The sequence below is a fragment of the Actinocrinis puniceicyclus genome (assembly GCF_018283645.1).
Classification (GTDB): Bacteria; Actinomycetota; Actinomycetes; order Streptomycetales; family Catenulisporaceae; genus Actinocrinis; species Actinocrinis puniceicyclus.
In genome coordinates this window covers 58,049-78,582 of sequence record NZ_JAGSXH010000018.1, presented here as the reverse complement: position 1 = coordinate 78,582, position 20,534 = coordinate 58,049, and the positions used below count along the sequence as shown (strand labels likewise).

General features: G+C 69.6%; 13 protein-coding genes. 12 read left to right on the top strand and 1 reads right to left on the bottom strand.

Going from position 1 to position 20,534, the window contains the following annotated elements; genetic code table 11:
* Together KGA66_RS08025 and KGA66_RS08020 are read left to right on the top strand one after the other, a co-directional pair.
* The coding region (locus KGA66_RS08025) for a LamG-like jellyroll fold domain-containing protein (protein WP_312886809.1) at nt 1-4,001 on the top strand (4,001 nt) is incomplete at its 5' end.
* Between the two features lie 1,388 nt (nt 4,002-5,389).
* On the top strand, nt 5,390-6,325 hold the full coding sequence (locus tag KGA66_RS08020; RefSeq protein ID WP_211466250.1) for a PaaX family transcriptional regulator: 936 nt from the start codon (nt 5,390-5,392) through the stop codon (nt 6,323-6,325).
* A gap of 78 nt (nt 6,326-6,403) precedes the next feature.
* On the opposite strand, the gene KGA66_RS08015 is transcribed toward KGA66_RS08020, so the two are convergent.
* A complete protein-coding gene (locus tag KGA66_RS08015) occupies nt 6,404-7,345 on the bottom strand; it encodes a PaaX family transcriptional regulator (RefSeq protein ID WP_211466248.1) in 942 nt (313 codons plus the stop codon).
* A gap of 218 nt (nt 7,346-7,563) precedes the next feature.
* Between KGA66_RS08015 and KGA66_RS08010 the strand changes: the two genes are divergently transcribed.
* Genes KGA66_RS08010 through KGA66_RS07965 form a run of 10 tightly spaced genes read left to right on the top strand, consistent with a single transcriptional unit; the run spans nt 7,564 to nt 20,252 of the window.
* Nucleotides 7,564-9,147: an ABC transporter substrate-binding protein gene (locus tag KGA66_RS08010; protein ID WP_211466246.1), complete on the top strand. Its 1,584-nt coding sequence runs from the start codon at nt 7,564-7,566 to the stop codon at nt 9,145-9,147.
* A gap of 43 nt (nt 9,148-9,190) precedes the next feature.
* Nucleotides 9,191-10,132 carry an ABC transporter permease gene (locus KGA66_RS08005; protein WP_211466245.1) on the top strand — a complete coding sequence of 314 codons (942 nt, stop codon included), beginning with the start codon at nt 9,191-9,193 and terminating at the stop codon, nt 10,130-10,132.
* Nucleotides 10,129-12,033 (top strand): dipeptide/oligopeptide/nickel ABC transporter permease/ATP-binding protein, encoded by a 1,905-nt coding sequence (locus KGA66_RS08000; RefSeq protein ID WP_211466243.1) that lies wholly within the window; start codon nt 10,129-10,131, stop codon nt 12,031-12,033. The genes KGA66_RS08005 and KGA66_RS08000 overlap by 4 nt, the downstream gene beginning before the upstream one ends.
* On the top strand, nt 12,030-13,088 hold the full coding sequence (locus KGA66_RS07995) for an oligopeptide/dipeptide ABC transporter ATP-binding protein (RefSeq protein WP_211466241.1): 1,059 nt from the start codon (nt 12,030-12,032) through the stop codon (nt 13,086-13,088). Before KGA66_RS08000 ends, KGA66_RS07995 begins: the two co-directional genes overlap by 4 nt.
* The gene (locus KGA66_RS07990) at nt 13,079-14,602 is read left to right on the top strand and encodes an alpha/beta hydrolase domain-containing protein (RefSeq protein WP_211466239.1); all 1,524 of its coding nucleotides are present in this window, start codon (nt 13,079-13,081) and stop codon (nt 14,600-14,602) included. The genes KGA66_RS07995 and KGA66_RS07990 overlap by 10 nt, the downstream gene beginning before the upstream one ends.
* The gene (locus KGA66_RS07985) at nt 14,599-15,447 is read left to right on the top strand and encodes an alpha/beta fold hydrolase (protein WP_211466237.1); all 849 of its coding nucleotides are present in this window, start codon (nt 14,599-14,601) and stop codon (nt 15,445-15,447) included. Before KGA66_RS07990 ends, KGA66_RS07985 begins: the two co-directional genes overlap by 4 nt.
* Nucleotides 15,444-16,580 carry a CapA family protein gene (locus KGA66_RS07980; protein ID WP_211466235.1) on the top strand — a complete coding sequence of 379 codons (1,137 nt, stop codon included), beginning with the start codon at nt 15,444-15,446 and terminating at the stop codon, nt 16,578-16,580. The genes KGA66_RS07985 and KGA66_RS07980 overlap by 4 nt, the downstream gene beginning before the upstream one ends.
* A complete protein-coding gene (locus KGA66_RS07975) occupies nt 16,577-17,830 on the top strand; it encodes a CaiB/BaiF CoA transferase family protein (protein WP_211466233.1) in 1,254 nt (417 codons plus the stop codon). Before KGA66_RS07980 ends, KGA66_RS07975 begins: the two co-directional genes overlap by 4 nt.
* Nucleotides 17,830-18,990: a 2-hydroxyacyl-CoA dehydratase family protein gene (locus KGA66_RS07970; protein WP_211466231.1), complete on the top strand. Its 1,161-nt coding sequence runs from the start codon at nt 17,830-17,832 to the stop codon at nt 18,988-18,990. The genes KGA66_RS07975 and KGA66_RS07970 overlap by 1 nt, the downstream gene beginning before the upstream one ends.
* Nucleotides 18,987-20,252, top strand: coding sequence for a 2-hydroxyacyl-CoA dehydratase family protein (locus tag KGA66_RS07965; protein ID WP_211466229.1), 1,266 nt, complete (start codon nt 18,987-18,989; stop codon nt 20,250-20,252). Before KGA66_RS07970 ends, KGA66_RS07965 begins: the two co-directional genes overlap by 4 nt.
* The last annotated feature ends 282 nt before the right edge of the window (nt 20,253-20,534 follow it).

The following is a 20,534-nucleotide window of genomic DNA, read 5'->3' as shown; positions in this document are numbered from 1 at the left end:
CCACCAACCTCGCCGCGGTCACCGGCAGCGACAACGTCGGCTGCGCCACCGCCGCCCCCTACCCGTACATGGGCAAGACCCTGGCGACCAACCCCCCCGTCCTACGAGCGCAAGTCCACGACCCCGACGGCGGCCACGTGCAGGCCACGTTCCAGTACTGGATCGACGGAACCAGCACCACCCACACCGGGCTGTCCACCGACACCCTGGCCAACGGCGCCACCGCCACCTACACCCTGCCCTCCTCCTTCGTCAGTTCCCTGACCGACGGCCAAACCGTGGACTGGAAGGCGCAAGACAGCGACGGCGGCCCGCAAAGCCCGTGGTCAGCCACCTGCCACTTCACCGCCGAGCCCACCGGCCCCGACGCCCCCGCCATCGCGAACAACACCGACTACCCCGACACCAGCGCCGGCGGCGGCGTCGGCAAGAACGCCGGCACCCCCAGCACCTTCACCTTCAACGGCGCCACCAACGGCGCCCCGGCCACCAGCTTCGTCTACGCCCTCGACCAGCAGCCGCCCCCCTCAAACCCGCCGGCAGGTGATATCGCGCTGCCCACCGGCACCGCCGCCTCCACACCCGCCGACCGCTGGAAGCTGACCGAAGGCACCGGCATCACCGGCGCGGACTCCGCAGGAACCAACCCCGTCACAATGACCAGCGCCACCTGGGCCACCGACCCGCTACGCGGACACGTACTGGCCACCAACGGCACCACCGGCTACGCCTCAACCAGCGGCCCCGTACTGACGACCACCAACAGCTACAGCGTCTCCGCCTGGGCCTACCTGACCTCCACCGCCAACTACTCCACCTTCCTCTCCCAGGCCGGCGCCAACATGTCCGCGTTCTACCTGCAGTACAACCTCGCCGCCAACGCCTGGAACTTCACCGTACAGTCCGCCGACGTACACGGCGCCACCCAATACGCCGTACACGCCAGCGGCGCCCCACAACTGAACACCTGGACCCACCTGGTCGGCGTCTACGACGCCACCGCCAAGACCGCAGCCTTCTACGTCAACGGCGCCCTGATCGGCACCACCGCCGTCGCCGCCACCTTCAACGCCCCCGGCCCCCTGGTCATCAATGCCGTGAAAACCACCGGCGGCACCCTGTCCAACCAGGTCCCCGGCGAAGTCAGCGACGTGCAAACCTACACACGCGCCCTGACCGCCACCGAGATCAACGCCATGTACGCCACCGCCAACGTCACCATCACCCCCCAGTCCAACGGCCCGCACACGCTGTGGGTCTACGCCCGCGACGCCGCCGGCGACAGCAACATCGGCTGGACCTCCTACCCCTTCACCGCTGCAGGACACGCTAGCCACCTCTGCACCAGCTTCACCGCCTGCCTGAACAACACCGCCATCAGCCCCGACAACAACCCGGCCCAGGGCAACGCCGACGGTTGGGGCAACAGTCTCTCGGCCACCGACCTGACCAACGCCGGCTGGAAACCCGGACAGAGCGTCACCATCGACGGCGCCACCTTCACCCTCCCAACCTTCGACACCGGCGCGCACGACAACATCCTGGCCGCCAACCAAACCATCCCGGTCACCGGCACCGGCAATGCCCTAAGCCTCCTGGTCACCGCCACCAGCGCCAACGCGGCCATCACCGCCACCGACCCGAACTACAACGCCGCGCCCTACGCACCCCCCGGCACCGCCATCGCCGACAACTGGTGCGATCTCGGCACCAACACCCAGGCCCCCTGCCCAGCCACCTTCGGCGCCATCAACTACACCAGCGACAGCTCCACCTACGACCTGACCGTCCCCGACTGGGTCACCGGCCCAGCCTCGATCGCCGCCGTCACCCTGCCGCACCGCAACTCCCCCGGCGGGCAGCAAACCACCCCCGCGAAGATCTACATGTTCACCGTGCCGCTCAACACCGGCAAAACCATCCAGTCGATCACCCTGCCCGACCTCGCGTCCAGCGCCAGCAGCACAGCACCGCAACTGCACGTCTTCGGCATCGCAGTACGCAACATCACCACCGCCACCACCGAGATCAACACCACCGTCAACCCCAACACCAGCACCACCGCGACCCTGCCCGCCGGCACCAACTGGACCGGCGCCTGGGCCAACCCCACCGAAGGCCAGTACAACTTCCAGGGCTCCAACTTCAGCAACCAGACCTTCCGCATCGCCCTGAAGCCCTCGGTCTCCGGCAGCACCGTGCGCATCAAACTCGACAACGCCCTAGGCACCACCCCCCTGACGATCGGCCACGCCACCGTCGCGCTCGACACCACCAGCGGCGGCCTGCCCACCGCCATACCGTCAGGCGCCTTCACCCAGCTGACCTTCGGCAGCCAACCCGGCACCAGCATCCCCGCCGGCGCCATGGCCTACGCCGACCCGCCCGCCTCCTTCCCCGTCACCGCGAACCAGTGGCTGCTGGTCTCCTTCACCCTCACCAACTCCGTGCCCTACCTCGTCCAGCACTCCTGGGCCAACACAGCCTACGAATACCTCTCCGCCACCGGTACCGGTGACAAGACCACCGACACCAGCGGCACACCCTTCACCGGCACAGGCACGTACCAGGGCTGGTTCACCGACGTCCTAACCGACCTGGACGTCGCCACCACCGGCGACGCCACCCAGGCGGTCCTGGGCGACGGCCTGATCGACGCCTGGCAGCCCAACACCTCACCCATCGGCTCCACCAGCATCCGCCTGTCCGACGACCTGGCCGCCGCCGAACCCACCACCCCGCTGCCCTACGGCACCATCGCCGAAGGCATCGAATCCAACCAGATCATGACCGACAACCCCGAAACCTACTCCGGCGGCGCCGCCGGCGGCCCCTCCGCACTTTCCCGCATCGACCGCGACATCCTCGACCACCCCGAGATCAACACCGTCCTGGTCTACGAAGGACTCGACGACGTCCTGAACGCGGCCACCGAGTCCAACCTGTTCACCAACGGCTACACCGCCCTGAACAACGAACTGACCGCCTTCGGCATCACCCCCGTCTACGTCCTGCTTACCCCTTGCGACGGCTACGCCGGCGACGGCGCTGCCACCAACGACCCGTGCACCGCCACCGCCGACCAGACCCGCCTCGCCGTCAACAAAGACCTCACCGACTACCCGTACTACATCGACGCCCCCGGCAACCTCGGCGTCCCGGACACCGGCAACGGCGAAACCAAACTCGACCCCAACGCCCAAGTCAGCGACCACGTCAACCTCTCCATCGCCGGCTACGCAGCCCTCGCCAACGCCTACCTCATCCCCCAGGACACCTGGCCCCTGACCGACGGCGCCAACGGCGCCACCTTCCTGTCCACCGCGCAAGACAAAGCCGCGCAAGGCACAGCGGCACACGACCCCTACCTCGGCACCATGAACAACCCAGGCCAGAACCCGATCAACCTGAGCGGCACCAACGGAACCAACTACACCTGGAACACCGACACCGCCCGCATCAGCACATCAGACCCCGACGGAACCGTCCTGAGCCTCGACGGCACCGCCGGATACGGCACCAGCAGCGGACCCGTGATCAACACGGCCGCGAGCTTCACCGTCTCCGCCTGGGCCAAACTCTCCTCCACCACCCACAACGCCGTCCTCGCCGCGCAGGACGGCACCAACGAAAGCGGCTTCTACCTCGGTTACGGCACCGGCAACGGCGGCGAATGGAAGCTGTACTTCATGACCGCCGACACCACCAACCCCACCTGGCAGCCGCAAGCCGCCGCCACCGGCGCCACCACCAACTGGACCCACCTGGTCGGCGTCTACAACGCCGCCACCAAAACCGCCCAGCTCTACGTCAACGGCACCCTCGCCGCAACCGCCACCGGCATCACCACCTGGAACGCCACCGGCGCCCTCACCCTCGGCAGAGACCTCTACAACGGCAACCCCGCCGACTACTTCCCCGGAGAAATCAGCAACGTCCAAGACTGGGACTACGCCCTAAGCGCACCCCAGATCACCGCCCTCCACGACCAGATCCAGTAACCCCACAGGGCATCTGCCCGTGCCCAGGCCGCACAACCGGCCTGGGCACGGGCGCCCAGGGACATGCGCGACTTTCAGCGTGCCGACACGACAGGCACCAGCCCATTCTGAACAAAGAAGCTTGATTGAGAACTCCACAGCGCCGGTGCAGCCGGAGCAGCAGCTGGTGCAGCACCGAAGAAGCATCTCTGGTCCGGAATCGGGCATAGCGGACGCTTATGCGGGTCCAGATTCTGGCAAATCATGACATAGATGTACGACACCCGACTGGTAATGCACATGAACGGCCTGATTCTCCAAGTCGATATCGTCCCAGGCCAGCCCCAGCGCCTCACAGCGGCGCAGCCACAGACTCAGGTGACACCGGATATGGACTTGATCAGGCGCGCGTGACACGTGTGCAGATCAAAGCCTGACACTTTGACGTTTTTGACGCGGAGATCCTCTGTCGCACCGCCGGAGACTCTCCGTCTTGTGGCAGCTGCTGCACCACGTGCTGTTTCGGACGCGAAGACAGTCGGTAACCGTGAACCGGTTACCGGCCTTGAGCTGTGCTAACAGCGGCGGGCTGACAGGGTTTGAACCTGCGACCCGTTGACCCTCCAGGGTCGCGTCTACGAACTCTGTGACCAGGGCGTTGCCAGATATGCCTGAGTCTTGATGGTCGCTGCGGACTGCGCGTGTTTGCTGCCGTCCGCCGCCGTTGGTGTCAGCCGTTGGTGTCGCTCGACGAGGCACGCTCGGCCAGGGCTCGTACTGCGAAGGCTACCGCAGCGATGGCGGCGCCAGCCGATAGGACAAACGCAGCCGTTTGACCGCCTCCAGTCCAGCCACGCATCCGGGACGCACTGCTGACGGTGAGCATGACGCCCAGGCAAACGATCATTGCCAGTCCTGGGCGACGTCGGCGGTCACTTGGGTGTCGTCGGCGCAGTACGTAGAACCACAGGCTTTCAAGCAAGCACGCGAGGCCGACAACCAGGCCGAACCAGTCCGTCAACAAATGGAACACGATCAGCCATGATCGCGCCTCGCGCGGACTGAGACAAGACCTGACCCACAACACCTGTCCACAAGAGCCTGATGCTGGCCTGGTGTTTGAGCCTGAGCCGCTGACCTGCGATCTAGCGGCTACGATGTTGATCCCGTGCGGGTGCAGGACGAAGTACATCGTCCCCTTGGGGCGGATGGCACCTTCGGCCGAGACGTAGCAGCCCATCAGGACCTTGTTGTCCAGGGGCGAAGTTCACCCTCCCAGAGATAGCCACCGCCCCCGACGGAGGTCTCCGCGCACCTGGTGCGGCACGTCGCCGGGTCCGCGACTGCGCGTGGTTTAGGCTTCGCACAGCGGGCGATCAGCCCCCCACGGCCCCCGATAGGCTGGGAGCATGTCACTGGAGAAGCCGTCCCTGGAGGCGCTGGTTCTGCGGCGCGCAGAAGAGGGAAGCGTCCTGCCGCGCCAGCAAACGGGGGCGTCACCGCAGCGGCTGTTGACGACGCTGCTGGGAGAGTACTGGCTGGACAGCACGGCGGCCGTGCCGATGAGCGGGCTGATCGGGTTGCTGGCCGAGTTCGGCATCAGCGAGACGAGCGCGCGAGCGACGGCCAACAGGCTGGTCAAGCGAGGCATCCTGGCGGCCGAGAAGTCCGGACGGCAGTCGTATCTGCGGCTGAGCGACATCGGCCGGGAGGACAGCCGGCAGAAGAACGCCAGCATCATCCGGTTCGGTGCGCGGTCCCAGGACTGGGACGGCATCTGGACCGTCGCGGCCTTCAGCGTGCCCGAGCAGGAGCGCCACGTGCGCCACCGGGTGCGCAGCTATCTGCGGTGGCTGGGGTTCGCCCCGCTGTTCGACGGGTTGTGGGTGTCCGCACACGCGGATCCTGGAACGCTTGAGCCGATCCTGCGGGCAGCCGGGGTCGGGAACCTGAGCGTGCTGAGAGCTTCGGAGGCCGGCGGCCACTCCCCGCTCAGAGCCTGGGACCTGGACGACGTCGCCGCGTCGTACCGGAAATTCCTCTCCACCCACAAGGAATCGCTGGCGCAGATGAACGCCGGGACGGTCAGCCCGAGCGACGCGCTGGTCATCCGCACCAAGGTCTTCGACGCCTGGCGCGTCTTCCCCGGGCTCGATCCGGGCCTGCCGGACGAACTCCTGCCCGCCGACTGGCCGCGGGCGCAGGCCCGTCAGGTCTTCACCGAGCTTTACGACGGGCTGGCCCCGCTCGCGGCACTGCGGTTCCGGCAGATCATCGCCGTCCACGACGACAGCCTGGCCGAGCTGACCGAGCAGCGCACCACGGAGGTCTGGGCGGGCTTCTGACACGCTGCTGACACAATCGGTGCGGCTCCGGACGAACCGCCCGCATCGGGGCGAGAGGAATCCGGACGCGCATAGCGGTCAGGGCGTCGTCACGGTGGAAGCCGCAGGCCAATCCATGGACTGGAAGCGTGCCTGCGCGGCGGCGTCCTCGTCGTGCGGGGCCATGATCTGCTTGACTCGCGTCTCGGCCAGCGGGCCAAGGGCGTTGTACGCCTGGGTGAACAGCGAGCGGGCCTCGTTGCGCGGCCAGCCGGCCGGCATGTGATCGCTGGGCAGGCCGGGGTCGATGCCGGGGAACCGCCGATAGGTGTCCATCAGACGGGTGCGGGCGATCAGCGCCTGCTGCGGCGTGATCCGACCGGCCAGCGACTTTTCCAGCAGCGGGAGCGTCTCGTCGATGAAGGAGGCGTACACCTCGGCCACGGCATCCAGATCCCAGGCGGCCAGCGGTGACCGGTCGGCCGCCAGGTCGGTGGTGCCGCGCAGGACCGTCGCCGTATAGATGTTGAGCTCCTCCAGCACGGTCTGCGCGTCGGCGGCGGTCGCGGACGCGGACACCCACACCGCGTCGTAGAGGGGCGCGAAGCCGAACCAGCGCAGCCGTGAGCGCAGCAGATGCCTGCTGTCGCGCCGGTCTTCGGGCACGGAGAAGGCGACGACGGTCCACAGGCCGTCCCAGTCGTGGTCCAGGCCGAAGGCGGCGATGCGCAGGCCCCCCTCGCGGATGCGCTCGGCCGCGTGGTCGTCAAGGCGGTAGAAGGTCTGGCGTCCCACCTTGCGGATCTCGACGACGCCGCGTCGCAGCAGCCTGTTCATCGCCGCGCGGGCGCTGGGCGTGCTGATGCCGAACTCGGACAGCAGGTCGATGAGCCCGGCCGAGGACAGGTGCCGGTCGAGGCTGAGCCAGTAGTCGCCCAGCAGAGTCACCAGCAGGTGCTGGGGGGACGGGCCGTCCTGCATACGCGGCATCGCCTGTCGGGCGGAGTCCCGGGCCGAAGCCGAGCGAGCTCGCGAGTTCAAGAGATCCTCCAACTGATCACACATTCGATGCCGGACGTCACCGAGCCTGCTCGTATCTTCGAGATCGTTTCCGAGAATGTCAACGTCAGCCGCGACTCCGCCTCTGTTCCCTACGCCACGGGAAGGGAACATTGCGTTGCACTTCTATTGACACTCGTTACGCACATGGATAACTTCGCCCCACCTCGTGGTCCCCATCACAGTTGCTGAGGAGCGCAATGTTCCGCTTCATCCCCGCCTCCGGGCGCCGCCCAGGAGTCACCCGTCCACATCTGGCGATCGCGGCCGCAGTATGCGCCCTGGCGCTGGCAGGCTGCTCCGGCGGCGGGACCGGTTCGCAGACGAGTTCCCAGCTCTCTGTCCAGTTCCCCGGGCCGCCGATAAGCCTGGACCCGGCCAAGGCCGGCAACGGTGGATCCGCGATGTTCGTGTCACTGGCGTACGACCCGTTGATCTTCCTGAGCGGCAGTGGCGACCTGGCACCGGACCTGGCCACCAAGTGGGGCTTCACCGACCACGCCAACGAGGTCTTCGAGCTGACGCTGCGCTCCGGTGTGACGTTCTCCGACGGTTCGGGGCTGGACGCCACTGCGGCCGCCGCCTCCATGAACTACTTCCTGCACGCCGGCGGCGGCCTGGTCGGCAACGTCGGCCCTGTCGCGAAGATCGAGGCCGTCTCGCCCGCCACGGTGCGCATCACGTACAAGGCGCCCACCCCGGAGGCGGCGTTGACGCTCACCCAGTACAACGGGATGGGCAACCTCATCGGGCCCAAGGGCCTCGCCAACCCCCAGTCGCTGCTGACCTCGAGCGACGGCACCGGACAGTTCATCTACGACGGCGCCGGCTCGGTCGCGGACAACCGGTACGTGTACAAGAAGAATCCGCACTACTTCCAGCCCTCTGCACAGCACTTCGACTCCGCGGTCGTGCGCGTCATCAACAACCCGAACGCCGTACTGTCCGCGGCCCAGACCGGCCAGGTCCAGTTCGCCTCCGGCAGTGCCAACACCGCCGCGGCCGCGAAGCAGGCGGGGTTGAAGGTCGAGACCGCGCCGTTCTTCAACTGGTCGCTCAATCTGGTCGACCGCCAGGGCGCCGTCAGCCCGGCCCTCGCCGACGTACGGGTACGGCAGGCGATCGCTCTGGCCTTCGACCGCCCCGCGATAGCCAAGGCGATGGCCGGCTCCTACGCCTCCGGCAGCGATCAAGTGCTGCTCCCGGGAACCGACGGCTACGACAGCAACATCGGTTACGGCTACGACGTGGCGAAGGCGAAATCCCTGCTCGCGCAGGCCGGTTTCCCCAACGGATTCAAGCTCACGATCTTGACGGAATCCCTGCTCGACGTCAACAACACCTACTCCCAGGCCATCGTCGACGCGCTGGGGAACATCGGCATCGACGCCACGTTGCATGTGCAGACCACGGGCATCGCCCAGTTCGTTGGGGACGCCCTGTCGAAGAAGTACGCCGCGATCATCTTCCCCACCGCGGGCACCACCATGTCCCAGCTGGACTCCCAGATCACGCACGGCCTGTTCAACCCCTTCGGCTCCGCCGACGGCCAGCTAGACTCGATCATGCAGCAGGCCGCGACGGCGGACTCCGCCCAGGCCCGCACGGCGCAGTACCAGCAGGCCTCGCGGCGGCTGCAGGAGCTCGCCTGGACCGTGCCGATCTTCGCCACCCAGAGCGTCTACTACACGGCCGCCGGGCTGCAGAACTTCCAGGCGTCCGTGCTCAACCCCAACCCCATGCCGGTGGGCCCCACCGCCGACCTCTCCTGGCGACTGAAGTGACTCTCGCAGCCATACGGCACGCAGGGAAAGGAGGTGACACGCCGTGGGGCGGCTGATATTTCATCGCGCCGCGATGTCGATCCCCCTGCTGCTGATCGTCTCCCTGATCATCTTCGGCCTCGAGGCCATCGTCCCGGGCGACGCCGCCAGCACCATCCTCGGGCAGAACGCGACGCCGCAGAGCGTGGCGGCGCTGCGCGGCCAGCTCGGACTGAACGACCCGTGGGTCGTGCGCTTCGGCCACTGGCTGGGCGGCGCCCTCCACGGAGACCTGGGAACGTCGATCATCAGTGGCGTGGACGTGACGTCCAGCCTGAACGGCCGACTCGCCGTCACCCTGTCGCTGCTGGTGCCGACCATACTGCTGAGCGCCGTCGCGGGAGTCGCCCTCGGCTTCGCCAGCGCGGTGCGCGGCGGCGCGCTCGGCCGCTTCATCGACGTGGTGTCCCTGTTCGGCTTCGCGCTGCCCAGCTTCTGGGTCGCCCTGATCCTGGTCGGCTTCTTCGCCGTGCATCTCAACCTGCTGCCGGCCACCGGCTACCAGGACCTCGCGGCATCCCCCGCGGGATGGCTGAAGTCGATCATCCTTCCCGTGCTGGCGCTGAGCCTGCAGGGCATCACCTACGTCGCCAAGCAGACCCGCGACACCGTGATGGAGGTGCTGGAGACCGACTACGTGAAGTTCCTGCGCGCCAACGGCGTCCCCGAGCGGTCAGTGCGGTACCGGCACGTGCTGCGCAACGCCGCCATCCCCGTGGTGACCTCGCTGGGACTGGTCTCGGTCGGCATGCTCAGCGGGGCGGTGTTCATCGAGAACGTCTTCGTCCTGCCCGGCCTCGGCTCCCTCGCCACCCAGGCCACGCTCGACCACGACATACCCGTGATCCTCGGCGTGGGCGTCTTCTTCACCCTCTGCGTAATCGCCATCAATCTCCTGATCGACTTCGCCTACGGCCTGCTCAACCCGAAGGTTCGCGTCTCATGACCACGGCAACCGACGTCCCCGTCAGAAGGCGCGGCGTGCTGCGCGCGGTGCTGGCCACCGCGCGCGGCCGGATCACCGCCGGCTTCCTGCTGCTGCTGTTCGCCTGCTGTCTGCTCGCCCCCGTCATCGCGCCGGCCGACCCGCTCCACCAGAACCTGCAGGAGATCCTGCGGACCCCCTCCGGCGCCCACTGGCTGGGCACCGACAGTCTCGGGCGAGATGTGTTGAGCCGGCTGCTGTACGGCGGCCGGTCGTCCATCGTCGGCATCCTGGAAGGCGTGGCCGCGCAGCTGGTGGTCGCCGTGCCGCTCGGCGTCGCCACCGGCTACCTGGGCGGCAGGTTCGACCGGTTCGTCATGCGGCTCGCCGACATCGTGATGTCGGTGCCGGTCATCGTGATCCTGCTGGCGATCCTCGCCATCTTCGACCACTCCATCGCGGCCGCCATGATCACCCTCGGCGTGCTCGGCGCCTCGGGCATGATGCGCATCATCCGCGGCACCGCGATGACGGTCCGGCAGGAACTCTACGTCTCCGCCGCCGAGTTGCTCGGGCTCAGCCGCACCCAGATCATCTTCCGGCACATCCTGCCCCGCTGCCGCGGTGTCATCATCGTGCAGACCTCGCTGTTCGCCGCGCTCGCCATCGGCATCCAGACCGGTCTGACCTTCCTCGGGCTCGGCCCGCCGCCGCCCGCCGCCACCTGGGGCGGCATGGTCAACGAGGCGGCGACGACGCTGAGCACGCAGCCGTGGCTGCTCGCCCCGTCGGGCGGCCTGATCGCCCTGACCGTGCTCGCCCTCGGTGTCCTGGGCGACACCGTGCGGGACGTCACCGCGCAGAACCACACCTCTTCCGGCGGCCTGCGCGTCAAGCCCGCCAGGCGGCGCCCCGACGTCGCCCAGGCCCCCGTTCCCGAGGGGACCGCCCTGCTTTCGGTGCGGGACCTCAGCGTCTCCTTCCTCACCCCGCGCGGCGAGGTGGAGGTGCTCACCGGCGTCGGTTTCGATCTGGACGCCGGGCAGACCCTCGGGCTCGTCGGCGAATCGGGCAGCGGCAAGTCGGTCACCGCGCGGGCGGTGCTCGGTCTGCTGGAGGCCAACGGCGCCGTCACCGGCGGTTCGGTGATCTTCGACGGCCGGGACCTGACCCGGGCGACCCGCAGGCAGTTGGCCGCCCTGCGCGGCACCAGGATCGCCCTCATCTCGCAGGAACCCATGGTCGCTCTCGACCCCTCCTTCCGGATCGGGTCGCAGCTGTCGGAGATCGTGCGGTCCCACGCCAGGCTCTCCCGCGAGGCGGCGCGGCGCCGGGTGCTCGAACTCATGGAGATGGTCGAGCTGCCCGACCCCGAGGAGATGGCGAAGCGCTACCCGTTCCAGATCTCCGGCGGCATGGCTCAACGCGTCGCCATCGCGGCCGCCCTGGCCGGCTCTCCCGACCTGCTGATCGCCGACGAACCCACGACCGCCCTCGACGTCACCGTGCAGGCGGATGTCCTGGCTCTGCTGCGCCGCCTCCAGCGCGAGACCGGCATGGCCGTCCTGCTCGTCACCCACGACTGGGGCGTTGTCGCCGACATCTGCACCCACGTGGCAGTCATGTACGCCGGCCAGGTCGTCGAACAGGCCCCCGTCGAGCAGGTCTTCGGCGCTCCCGCCCACCCGTACACCGCCGCGCTCATGGCATCCAGCCCGGAGAAAGCCCCGCGGCGCACCCCGATCGATGCCATCGCCGGGGCCGTGCCGCCGCCGGGAGCCCATCCCGACGGCTGCCGGTTCCGCGACCGGTGCGCGCTGTCCGCGGCCGAGTGCGCGGACGACGACATCCCGCTGGTCCGACTGAACGAGGAACGTGTCAGCCGATGTATCCGCACCGAACTCCTCCAGGCGCAGCCGTGAAGGGCACCGCGACGGCCGAAGAGGCGGCCGAACTCACCGTCAGCGACCTCGTCGTGGACTATCCGATCGGCCGGCGCCGGCACCGCCGGGCCGTGGACGGAGTGAGTCTCAGCGTCCCCGCCGGCCGCGCGGTCGGCCTGGTCGGCGAGTCCGGGTCGGGCAAGTCGAGCGTCGCCAAGGCCGTTCTCGGCATGGCCCCGCTCAGCGCCGGCCGGATCACGTACGGCACGACGGTGCTCAACGACCTGCGCGGCCCCGCCCGGCCGCAGGACATCCAGGTCGTCTTCCAGGACCCGTACAGCTCCCTGGACCCGACCAAGACCATCGGCTACACCCTGCAGGAGCCGTTGCGCGCGCACTGCGCCCGCACCGGCCGCTCCCTGTCGGCGGCCGCCCGCGACGAGCTGGTACGGGCCATGCTGGCCAAGGTCGGCCTGCCCGCCGGGACGGCGGAACGCTACCCGGCCCAGTTCTCCGGGGGGCAGCGCCAGCGCATCTCCATCGCCCGCGCCCTCATCCTCCAGCCGCGGCTGCTGATCTGCGACGAAGCCGTCAGCGCGCTCGACCTGTCGATCCAGGCGCAGATCCTCAATCTGCTTCTGGAGCTCCACCTCGAGCTCGGCCTTTCCCTGCTGTTCATCACCCACGACCTGTCGGTCGTCAACCACGTCGCCGAGGATCTCGTCGTCATGTTCCGCGGCCGGGTCATGGAGAGCGGGTCCGCCGAACTCGTCTACCGGCAGCCGCAGCACCCTTACACGCGGCAACTGGTCATGTCGGCACCGATGCAGGACCTTGAGGCCCAGCGGGCCCGCCGTGAGCGGCGCGAGGCACTGGCCCTGCCGCCGGCCCGGCAGGCCCCGCTGGGTGAGGCCTGCCCCTTCGCGCACCGCTGCCCCTTCGCCGTCGACCGGTGCCGCAGTGAGCGGCCGCTGCTGCGCAGCGCGCCGCTGGGAGGTCAGGTGGCCTGCCACCTGGCCGGCGAACTGCCGCCCTGGTCCGACGAGCACACCCAGCCCCGCGAGGCGACCGGGAGCACCACGTCATGCCCCTGAGGCTCCTGCGCGAACTGGAAGCCACCGCGGCCTCGCAGCCGCTGGGTACCAGCCATCTGCCCGTGGACGGCGTCGGGGTCGACCTCGGGCCGCTGGGGTATCAGGAGCGCGAGTTCCTTGCCGCCGGGACGGCGGGGCGATACCGCCACCGCGGCGGCATCCTGGAACAGATCGGCGAGCAGCCGTACGTCACCCGCGTGCTGGTGCGGAGTCCGGCCGCCGAGCGCTTCAACGGCGTCGTGCTCGCCGAACCGCTGCACCCCGACTACGACACTGCGCTCACCTGGCAGACGGCACACCCCTGGATCACCGGCACCGGCGCCGCCTGGGTCGGCATCACCCAGGACCACCGGATGGCCGCCACGATGCAGGAGGCCTACGACCCGCAGCGCTACGGCGAGCTGTCGATCCCCGACGCGGGCCTTCGTTGGGACATCGTCGGCGGGATACTCACCGCGCTGCGCACCCGCGGCCGCAGCCCCCTCGGGGGCCTCGCCGACCGAGTGCGGTACACGTACCTGTCGGGCTGGTCGAACACCGGCAGCTTCTGCCGGGTGTTCCTCATGGACGGCTTCCACGAACGGCACCGCCTGCCGGACGGGGCACCCGCCGTGGACGGCTATCTCATCGGCATCTCCTCCGGGGCCGCCGGCGCCGCCGGCTACCTGCCGCTGGGTGAGGACAGCCCGGTGCTGCCGGACGACGACCCGCGGCGCATCATCGGCCCGGCCGACGTACCGGTCTTCGAGGTGCTCAGCGAGCTGGAGAGCGAGACGCACGGCCCTTCCTTGCGCGCGGACAGCGACGCCCCCGGCGACCGCTACCGCCTCTATCAGGTCGCCGGCACCTCCCACGACAACCCGCAGCTGTGGCGGGTGCTGACCAACCGCGCCCAGTTCGCCAACCGCGGCCACGACGTGCCGGTCCGGCGTATCAACGAGCAGCTCAGCGACGCCCGCATGGACGCCGTGGCACGTGCCGCGTATGCCTTGCTGCACCGCTGGGTGGCCACCGGCACCCCGCCGCCGCGCGCCGAGCGCTTCGCCTTCGCCGACCCTGCGGGAGATGGAGAGGCCCGGGAACTGGCGCGCGACAGGCGGGGCAACGTACTGGGCGGGGTCCGCACCCCCTGGGTCGAGGCCCCGGTGGCGGTCTACCGCCCGCACAGCACTCCGGTGCCCGGGTACTGCCTCCCCTCCCCCTGGGCGCCCATGGGCACCGCGGAGCTGGTCGCCTGGTTGATCGGGCACGCGGACCCGTTGCCGTCAGAGGAACTGTGCGCGCTCTACCCCACGCGGCGGGACTACCTGGATCGGTACGAGGCCGCCTGCGCGCGGCTCACCGGCCAGGGTCTGCTCCTCGAACGCGACGCGCAACTGCTGCTGGACGCCGCACGTGCCCGCGCGCTCCCGCACCTGGCTGACGCGCCCGCGCCGTCGCCGCACGACCCGCACGACCCGCACGACAGGACCGCCGGCACTGCGGCGGTCCAGCAGAGAGGAACCCGCTCGTGACCATCCTGGCCCTCGACGGCGCCGATGTCTGGTTCGAACAGCACGGCACCGGCGGTGACATCGTCATCTCCAGCGCCTCCGGCTTCGGGCCGTATCCGGCGATCCTCGCCGAGGACCCGTACGGCTGCACGGTCATCACCGTGCAGGCGCGCGGCTTCGGGCGTTCGACGCATCTGGCCACCGCGCCGGCCGCCGGCTGGCTCGACCAGTGGGGCGCCGACGTCCTCGCCGTCGCCGACCACCTCGGCATCGAGACCTTCGTCTACACCGGCGTATCGCACGGCGGCGGCATCGGCTGGCACCTCGCCCGCAACCATCCCGAGCGACTGCGGGCCCTGATCAGCGTCGTCGGCACGCCGCACGACCGATCCGGAGACACATCGTCGTCGGCGGGCCGCAGGCGGGTGGTCGAAGGACGCCGCGATCCCGCCGTGCTCAGGGAGCAGTTGGCCGTGATCGGCGGCAGGACCGAGGGCGAGCAGCGGCTCAGGACACGGGAGGAGACCCTGCGCAGGCTGGTGGAACACCACCTCGGCTACAGCGAGGAGGAGGCCTTGGTGAACCAGGGGATGCCCTTCCCGCAGGCCACCGACAACGAGGAGCTCGCGAAGATCCTCGCCACGATCGAGCTGCCCGTGCTGTCCCTGGCCGGCCTGCGCGATGGTGTCATCTCACCGCAGTCGGCGCTGCGCGCCGCGACCGCGGTCCGGCACAGCAAGACCGTGCTGTTCGAGGACGAGGGCCACTTCATGGCGGAGGAGCGCCCGCGTCGGCTGGCCCGCGAGGTGAAGGTCTTCCTCGACGAACTGGCCGACTACGAGGCCAACGGGGGTCAGTGGCGATGACGAGGCTTCTCGCCGTGGGCGACATCATCCTCGACGAGCCGGACCCCGACTCGTTCTTCGAGCCCTGCCGTCCGATCCTGCTGGGCGGCGAAACCGTCATCGGCCACGTGGAGGTGCCGCACTCGACCACCACGGTGCAGACCAGCACGGACGTCCCGGCGCCGCCCGCCGACCCGGCGGCTCTCGGCGCCCTGGCCCGCGCGGGTTTCTCCGCGGTGACCCTGGCCGGCAACCACATCGCGGACGCAGGTCCCGACGGCGTACTCGACACCGTGCGGCACGCCCGTGCGCACGGACTGGCCACCGCCGGGGCGGGCGCATCCATCACGGAGGCCAGGACGCCTGCCGTGGTCCGCGCGGGGACCCGCACGGTGGCGGTGCTCAGCTACAACTGCGTCGGCCCGCGCGAGAGCTGGGCGACCTCGGCGAAGCCCGGCTGCGCCTATGTCCACGTGCTGACCCACTACGAGCTGGACCACGCGAGCCCGGGCGGCCCGCCCAACATCTACACCTTCGCAGAACCCGACAGCCTCGACGCGATGCGCCGGGACGTCGAGGCCGCCCGCGAACAGGCGGACATCGTGGTCGTCGGACTCCACAAGGGAATCGGGCACACCCCGGCCGTGATCGCCATGTACGAGCGCCCCGTGGCGCAGGCCGCGATCGACGCCGGCGCACACGCGGTCTTCGGGCACCACGCCCACATCATGCGCGGCATTGAGATCTACCGCGGCCGGCCCATCTATCACGGTCTGGGCAACTTCGTGACGGTCACCCGCGTCCTGACCCCCAACGCCGACGACAACAGTCCGGAACGCCGGGCATGGGCGCTGCGCCGGGTCAAGCTCTACGGTTTCGCCCCGGACCCGGACATGCCGTACTACCCCTTCCACCCGGAGTCCAGGAACGCGGCCATCGCCTGCGTCGAGGTCGGCGACGACGGGCGGGTGCATGCCGGGCTGCTGCCGTGCCGCATCGACGACCGGGGCCGGCCCGTGCCCGTGGCCAGGACCTCGGGCGGCGAGGAAGTCCTCGCCTACATCCGTGACATCAGCCGCAGGGCCGGCCTGCACACCCGCTTCGACTGGAGCGGCGAGGACACAGTGACCATCACGCAGGGAGATCAGCGGTGACCGACGTGCACACCGACCGTACGCCGAACCGCCCGCTGGCGGGCACCGTGGTGCTCGACCTGACCACCGCGCTGTCCGGGCCCTACGCCACGCTCCTGCTCGGTGGGCTGGGCGCCACCGTCGTGAAGGTGGAGAACCCCGCGACCGGCGGCGACAGTGCGCGCTACAACTCGCCCTACTACGGGCAGGACGGGCTGAGCACCGCACGTTCCGCCGACACCGACATGTCGGTGTCGATGATGGGCCGCGGACGCAACAAGAAGAGCATCACCATCAACCTCAAGGACGCGCGGGGCCGCGAGACCTTCCTGCGGCTGGCCCGCAACGTCGACATCGTCGTGGAGAACTACGCGGCGGGCACCGCGGACCGCCTCGGCGTCGGCTACCGCGACGTGCGCGCCGTCAACCCGTCCGTGATCTACACGTCGATCAGCGGATTCGGCGCCGACGGCGGCACGGGCAAGGCGATGGACTCGATCATTCAGGCGATGAGCGGGGTGATGTACACGGCCGGAGAGCCGGGGACGGACCCGGTGCGCTTCGGCCTTCCGGTCGGTGACCTGCTGGCACCGCTCTTCGCGGTCATCGGCACCCTGGCCGCCAAGATCCAGCGTGATCGGGACGGCGCGGGCCAGCACGTGGACGTCTCCATGCTCGGCGCGCTGACCTCACTGCTGTCCACAGAGCCCTTCGACGCCCTCGAGCAGGTCGGGATGCCGCTGCGGACGGGCAACGCGCTTCCGCGCCTGGCCCCGTTCGGCATCTTCCCCGCCGAGGACGGGCAGATCGCGCTGTGCGGACCGACCGACACCTTCGCCCGCGGCGTCTTCCGGGCCATGGGCCGCCCCGACCTGATCGACGACGAACGATTCGCCACCCGCGACCAGCGCGTGCGTCATGCGACCGAACTGCACGAAATGGTCGGGGCCTGGACGCGGGGCCGGCCGCGCGCCGAAGCCGTCTCGACCCTGATCGGGCAGGGAGTGCCCGCGGCCGAGGTGCTGGAACCGGCGAACGCGCTGCGCAACCCCGAGGTGCTGCGCCGCGAGGAGGTCGTCGAACTCGACCACCCCCAGCACGGTGCCACCGGCCTGATGGGACCGGGCGTGCCGATCCGCTTCTCCTACTGCGACGTCCGCCTGGACCAGCCCGCACCCCACCTCGGGGAGCACACGCAGGAGGTGCTCGCGAGGATCGGCGGGCTGTCGGCGCAGGAGATAGCCGAACTGCGCGAGGCCGGGGTGGTCTGATGGAATCCCCCGAACCACGCCAGGCGGCCACCGATCTGCGGGCCGCCCACGACGACCGTGGGCTGCACGCCCTGCGCCGCGCGGCGCAGGGCCGGCCGGTCGTCGGCTACATCGGCTGCGACACTCCGGTGGAACTGATCGCGGCCGCCGGCGCACTGCCCGTACGGCTGGCCGGACGCGCGGGACGCGACACCACGCTCGCGCGGACCTATCTCGACGGCTGCGTCGACCCGCAGGCGGTGAACATCCTCGCGGCAATCCTCACGCCCCAGGAGCACGACGCCGTGCCCGACCAGACACCCGCGCCCGACCAGACACCCGCGCCCGACCTGATCGTCATCACACACGACTGCGACGCCTCACTCCAACTGTTCTACACACTCAGGGAGTTGCGCCGGATCGGGGCGCAGACCTTCCCGCCGGTTCACTTCGTCGATCTGCTTTACCTGCCGGGGGAGCCCACCCGACGCCACAACCTCGGCCGGATCCGCCGCTTCGCCGACCAGTTGGCGGCCTGGCGCGGACGCGCCATCGACGCGGCCGAACTGGCGGAGGCGGTCGCCGACCACGACGCCGCCCGCGCCGCGCGCACCGAACTGCGGCGGCGGCGCCGCGCCGGCGCGCTCTCGGGGAGCGAGGCGCTGCGCTGGTATGCCGCCGGCACGGCCATGCCGGCCAGAGAGTACGCCGACACCCTCACCGCCGCGCTGGCCGGTGACACCGCACGGCCCGCGGGCCGTGCGGTGTTCGTCTCCGGAAGCAGCCATGACACCGCCGACGTCTACGACGCGCTCGAAGGCGACGGCTGGCTGGTGGTGGGCGAGGACCACGACTGGGGCGACGGCGGCGACCAGCCGCCCATCGGCGAGCCGACCCTGGAGGCCCTCACGGACCATTACACGCGTGCGGTGCTGCCGACGGTGGCCCGTCCCCCGCATCGGATGGCGGACGCCATCCGCGATGCGGTCGGCGGCAGCGGCGCGCACTACGTCCTCACGTACTGCCGCCAGTACGACGACGCCCACCGGTGGGGGTACCCGGCGCAGGCGGCAGCCGCAGGGGTGCCTGCCGCGCTGCTGCGCGACCAGCCCTACGCCGGCATCGACCTGCCCGACCTGAGCAGCCAACTCCTTTCGCAGGAAGCGCGGATGGCACGATGAGCGACCGTACACTCTCGCGCCCGCGCCTCGGCGCCGCGGGTGACGCGCTGCGTCATCAACGCGAGTGGTTCGCGACCCTGCGTGGCCAGGCGGCGCAGGGACGCCCGTTCGCGCTCGTCAACGCCGACGTCCCCCAGGAACTGCTGCGTGCCATGGACGTGCCGTACGTAGTCAACCAGTGGTGGTCGTCCATCATCTCCGCGAAGCGGATGTCGGGCCGGTACCTGGAGGCGCTGCGCGAGCGTGGGCTGCCCGACGACGTCGAGCAGTACAGTGCTCTGCCCCTTGCCGAGGCGCTCTCCCCACGCGGCGACGACGCGCCCTGGGGCGGGCTGCCGCTGCCGTCGGTCGTCATTGCCGACTGCTCGGGCGACAGCCTGCGGCGCATGTTCCAGCTGTGGGAGAGCGAACTGGGCGTTGCGTTCCTCCCGTTGGAAAGCGCGGCGGCGGAGATCGTGCCGGCGAACTGGTGGGAGCTGATGCGCCACGACTGGGAGACGGCCATCGGTTCCCCCCGCATCGATCTGCTGCAGCTGGAACTGCAGGGGCTCGTCCCACGGCTGGAACAGCTCACCGGGGCCCGCTTCAGCCCGGAACGCCTCGCGCGCATCATGGCGTTGTCCAACGAGCAGGCCGAGTGGAACCGCAGGACCCGGGACCTGCTCGCTTCCGCCCCGCGGTGCCCTGTCCCTGTGAACGACGTCATCCCCGCGGTGATGATCCCGCAATGGCACCGGGGCACGCCGTGGGCGACCGCGGCGGCCGAATCCCTTTACCGGGAGGTCAGTTCGCTCGTGGCCGAGGGGCGGGCGGTTGTGCCGCGTGAGCGGCGCCGACTGATGTGGATCGGGCGCGGTCTGTGGTTCGACATGGACTTCTACCGTTCCTTCGAGCAGTCGCACGGGGCCGTGTTCGTCTGGTCCATGTACCTCGCCCTCGCGGCCGACGCCTACGCCCGCTACGGGGACGATCCGCTGCGCGCGCTGGCAGCCAGGTTCTGCGCCTTCCGGGACCAGATGTACACGCCGCCGTGGTCTGTGGAGTGGTACACGAAGGAGGCCCGCACGCACCGGGTCGACGGCGTGGTCCACTTGATCAGTCCCGACAGCCGGGCCAGTTGGTTCACCACGCACGCCCTGCGCAAGGCGGGCATACCGGTGTTGGAGATCCGGGCGGACAACGCCGATGGCCGTTCGCTCGACCCGGCGGCCCTGCACGACCAGGTCGCGCGCTGGATCGAGTCGCTCCCCGATCACACGTGAGGCGGGCACCGCCGGTCGGTGCCGGGTGTGGACGATGGCTCCCCTGGAGAGATCACCGGCGCCCCCACGTCGTCGCTTGTTTGTCAGGGAACGATATGGCGTCGCCGATCAGCCCTGCAAACATTCGCCCGATCTGCCGCCGCCCGGCAGCGCACACCTGGCGTCGTATACGTGGGACCGCCCGAACAAACGCAGGGTGCTGCGGCTCCAGGTTCGGAGCCGCAGCACCCCGGGTATCGCGGTGTCCATCGAATCGGAACGATGGACGGGATGAGCCGGCGC

What these genes read in the sequence shown, in the direction of transcription:
- KGA66_RS07970 (WP_211466231.1), top strand. Translation starts at nt 17,830, where the DNA reads ATGGAATCCCCCGAACCACGCCAGGCGGCCACCGATCTGCGGGCCGCC.
- KGA66_RS08000 (WP_211466243.1), top strand. Translation starts at nt 10,129, where the DNA reads ATGACCACGGCAACCGACGTCCCCGTCAGAAGGCGCGGCGTGCTGCGC.
- KGA66_RS07980 (WP_211466235.1), top strand. Translation starts at nt 15,444, where the DNA reads ATGACGAGGCTTCTCGCCGTGGGCGACATCATCCTCGACGAGCCGGAC.
- KGA66_RS08020 (WP_211466250.1), top strand. Translation starts at nt 5,390, where the DNA reads ATGTCACTGGAGAAGCCGTCCCTGGAGGCGCTGGTTCTGCGGCGCGCA.
- KGA66_RS08010 (WP_211466246.1), top strand. Translation starts at nt 7,564, where the DNA reads ATGTTCCGCTTCATCCCCGCCTCCGGGCGCCGCCCAGGAGTCACCCGT.
- KGA66_RS07965 (WP_211466229.1), top strand. Translation starts at nt 18,987, where the DNA reads ATGAGCGACCGTACACTCTCGCGCCCGCGCCTCGGCGCCGCGGGTGAC.
- KGA66_RS07990 (WP_211466239.1), top strand. Translation starts at nt 13,079, where the DNA reads ATGCCCCTGAGGCTCCTGCGCGAACTGGAAGCCACCGCGGCCTCGCAG.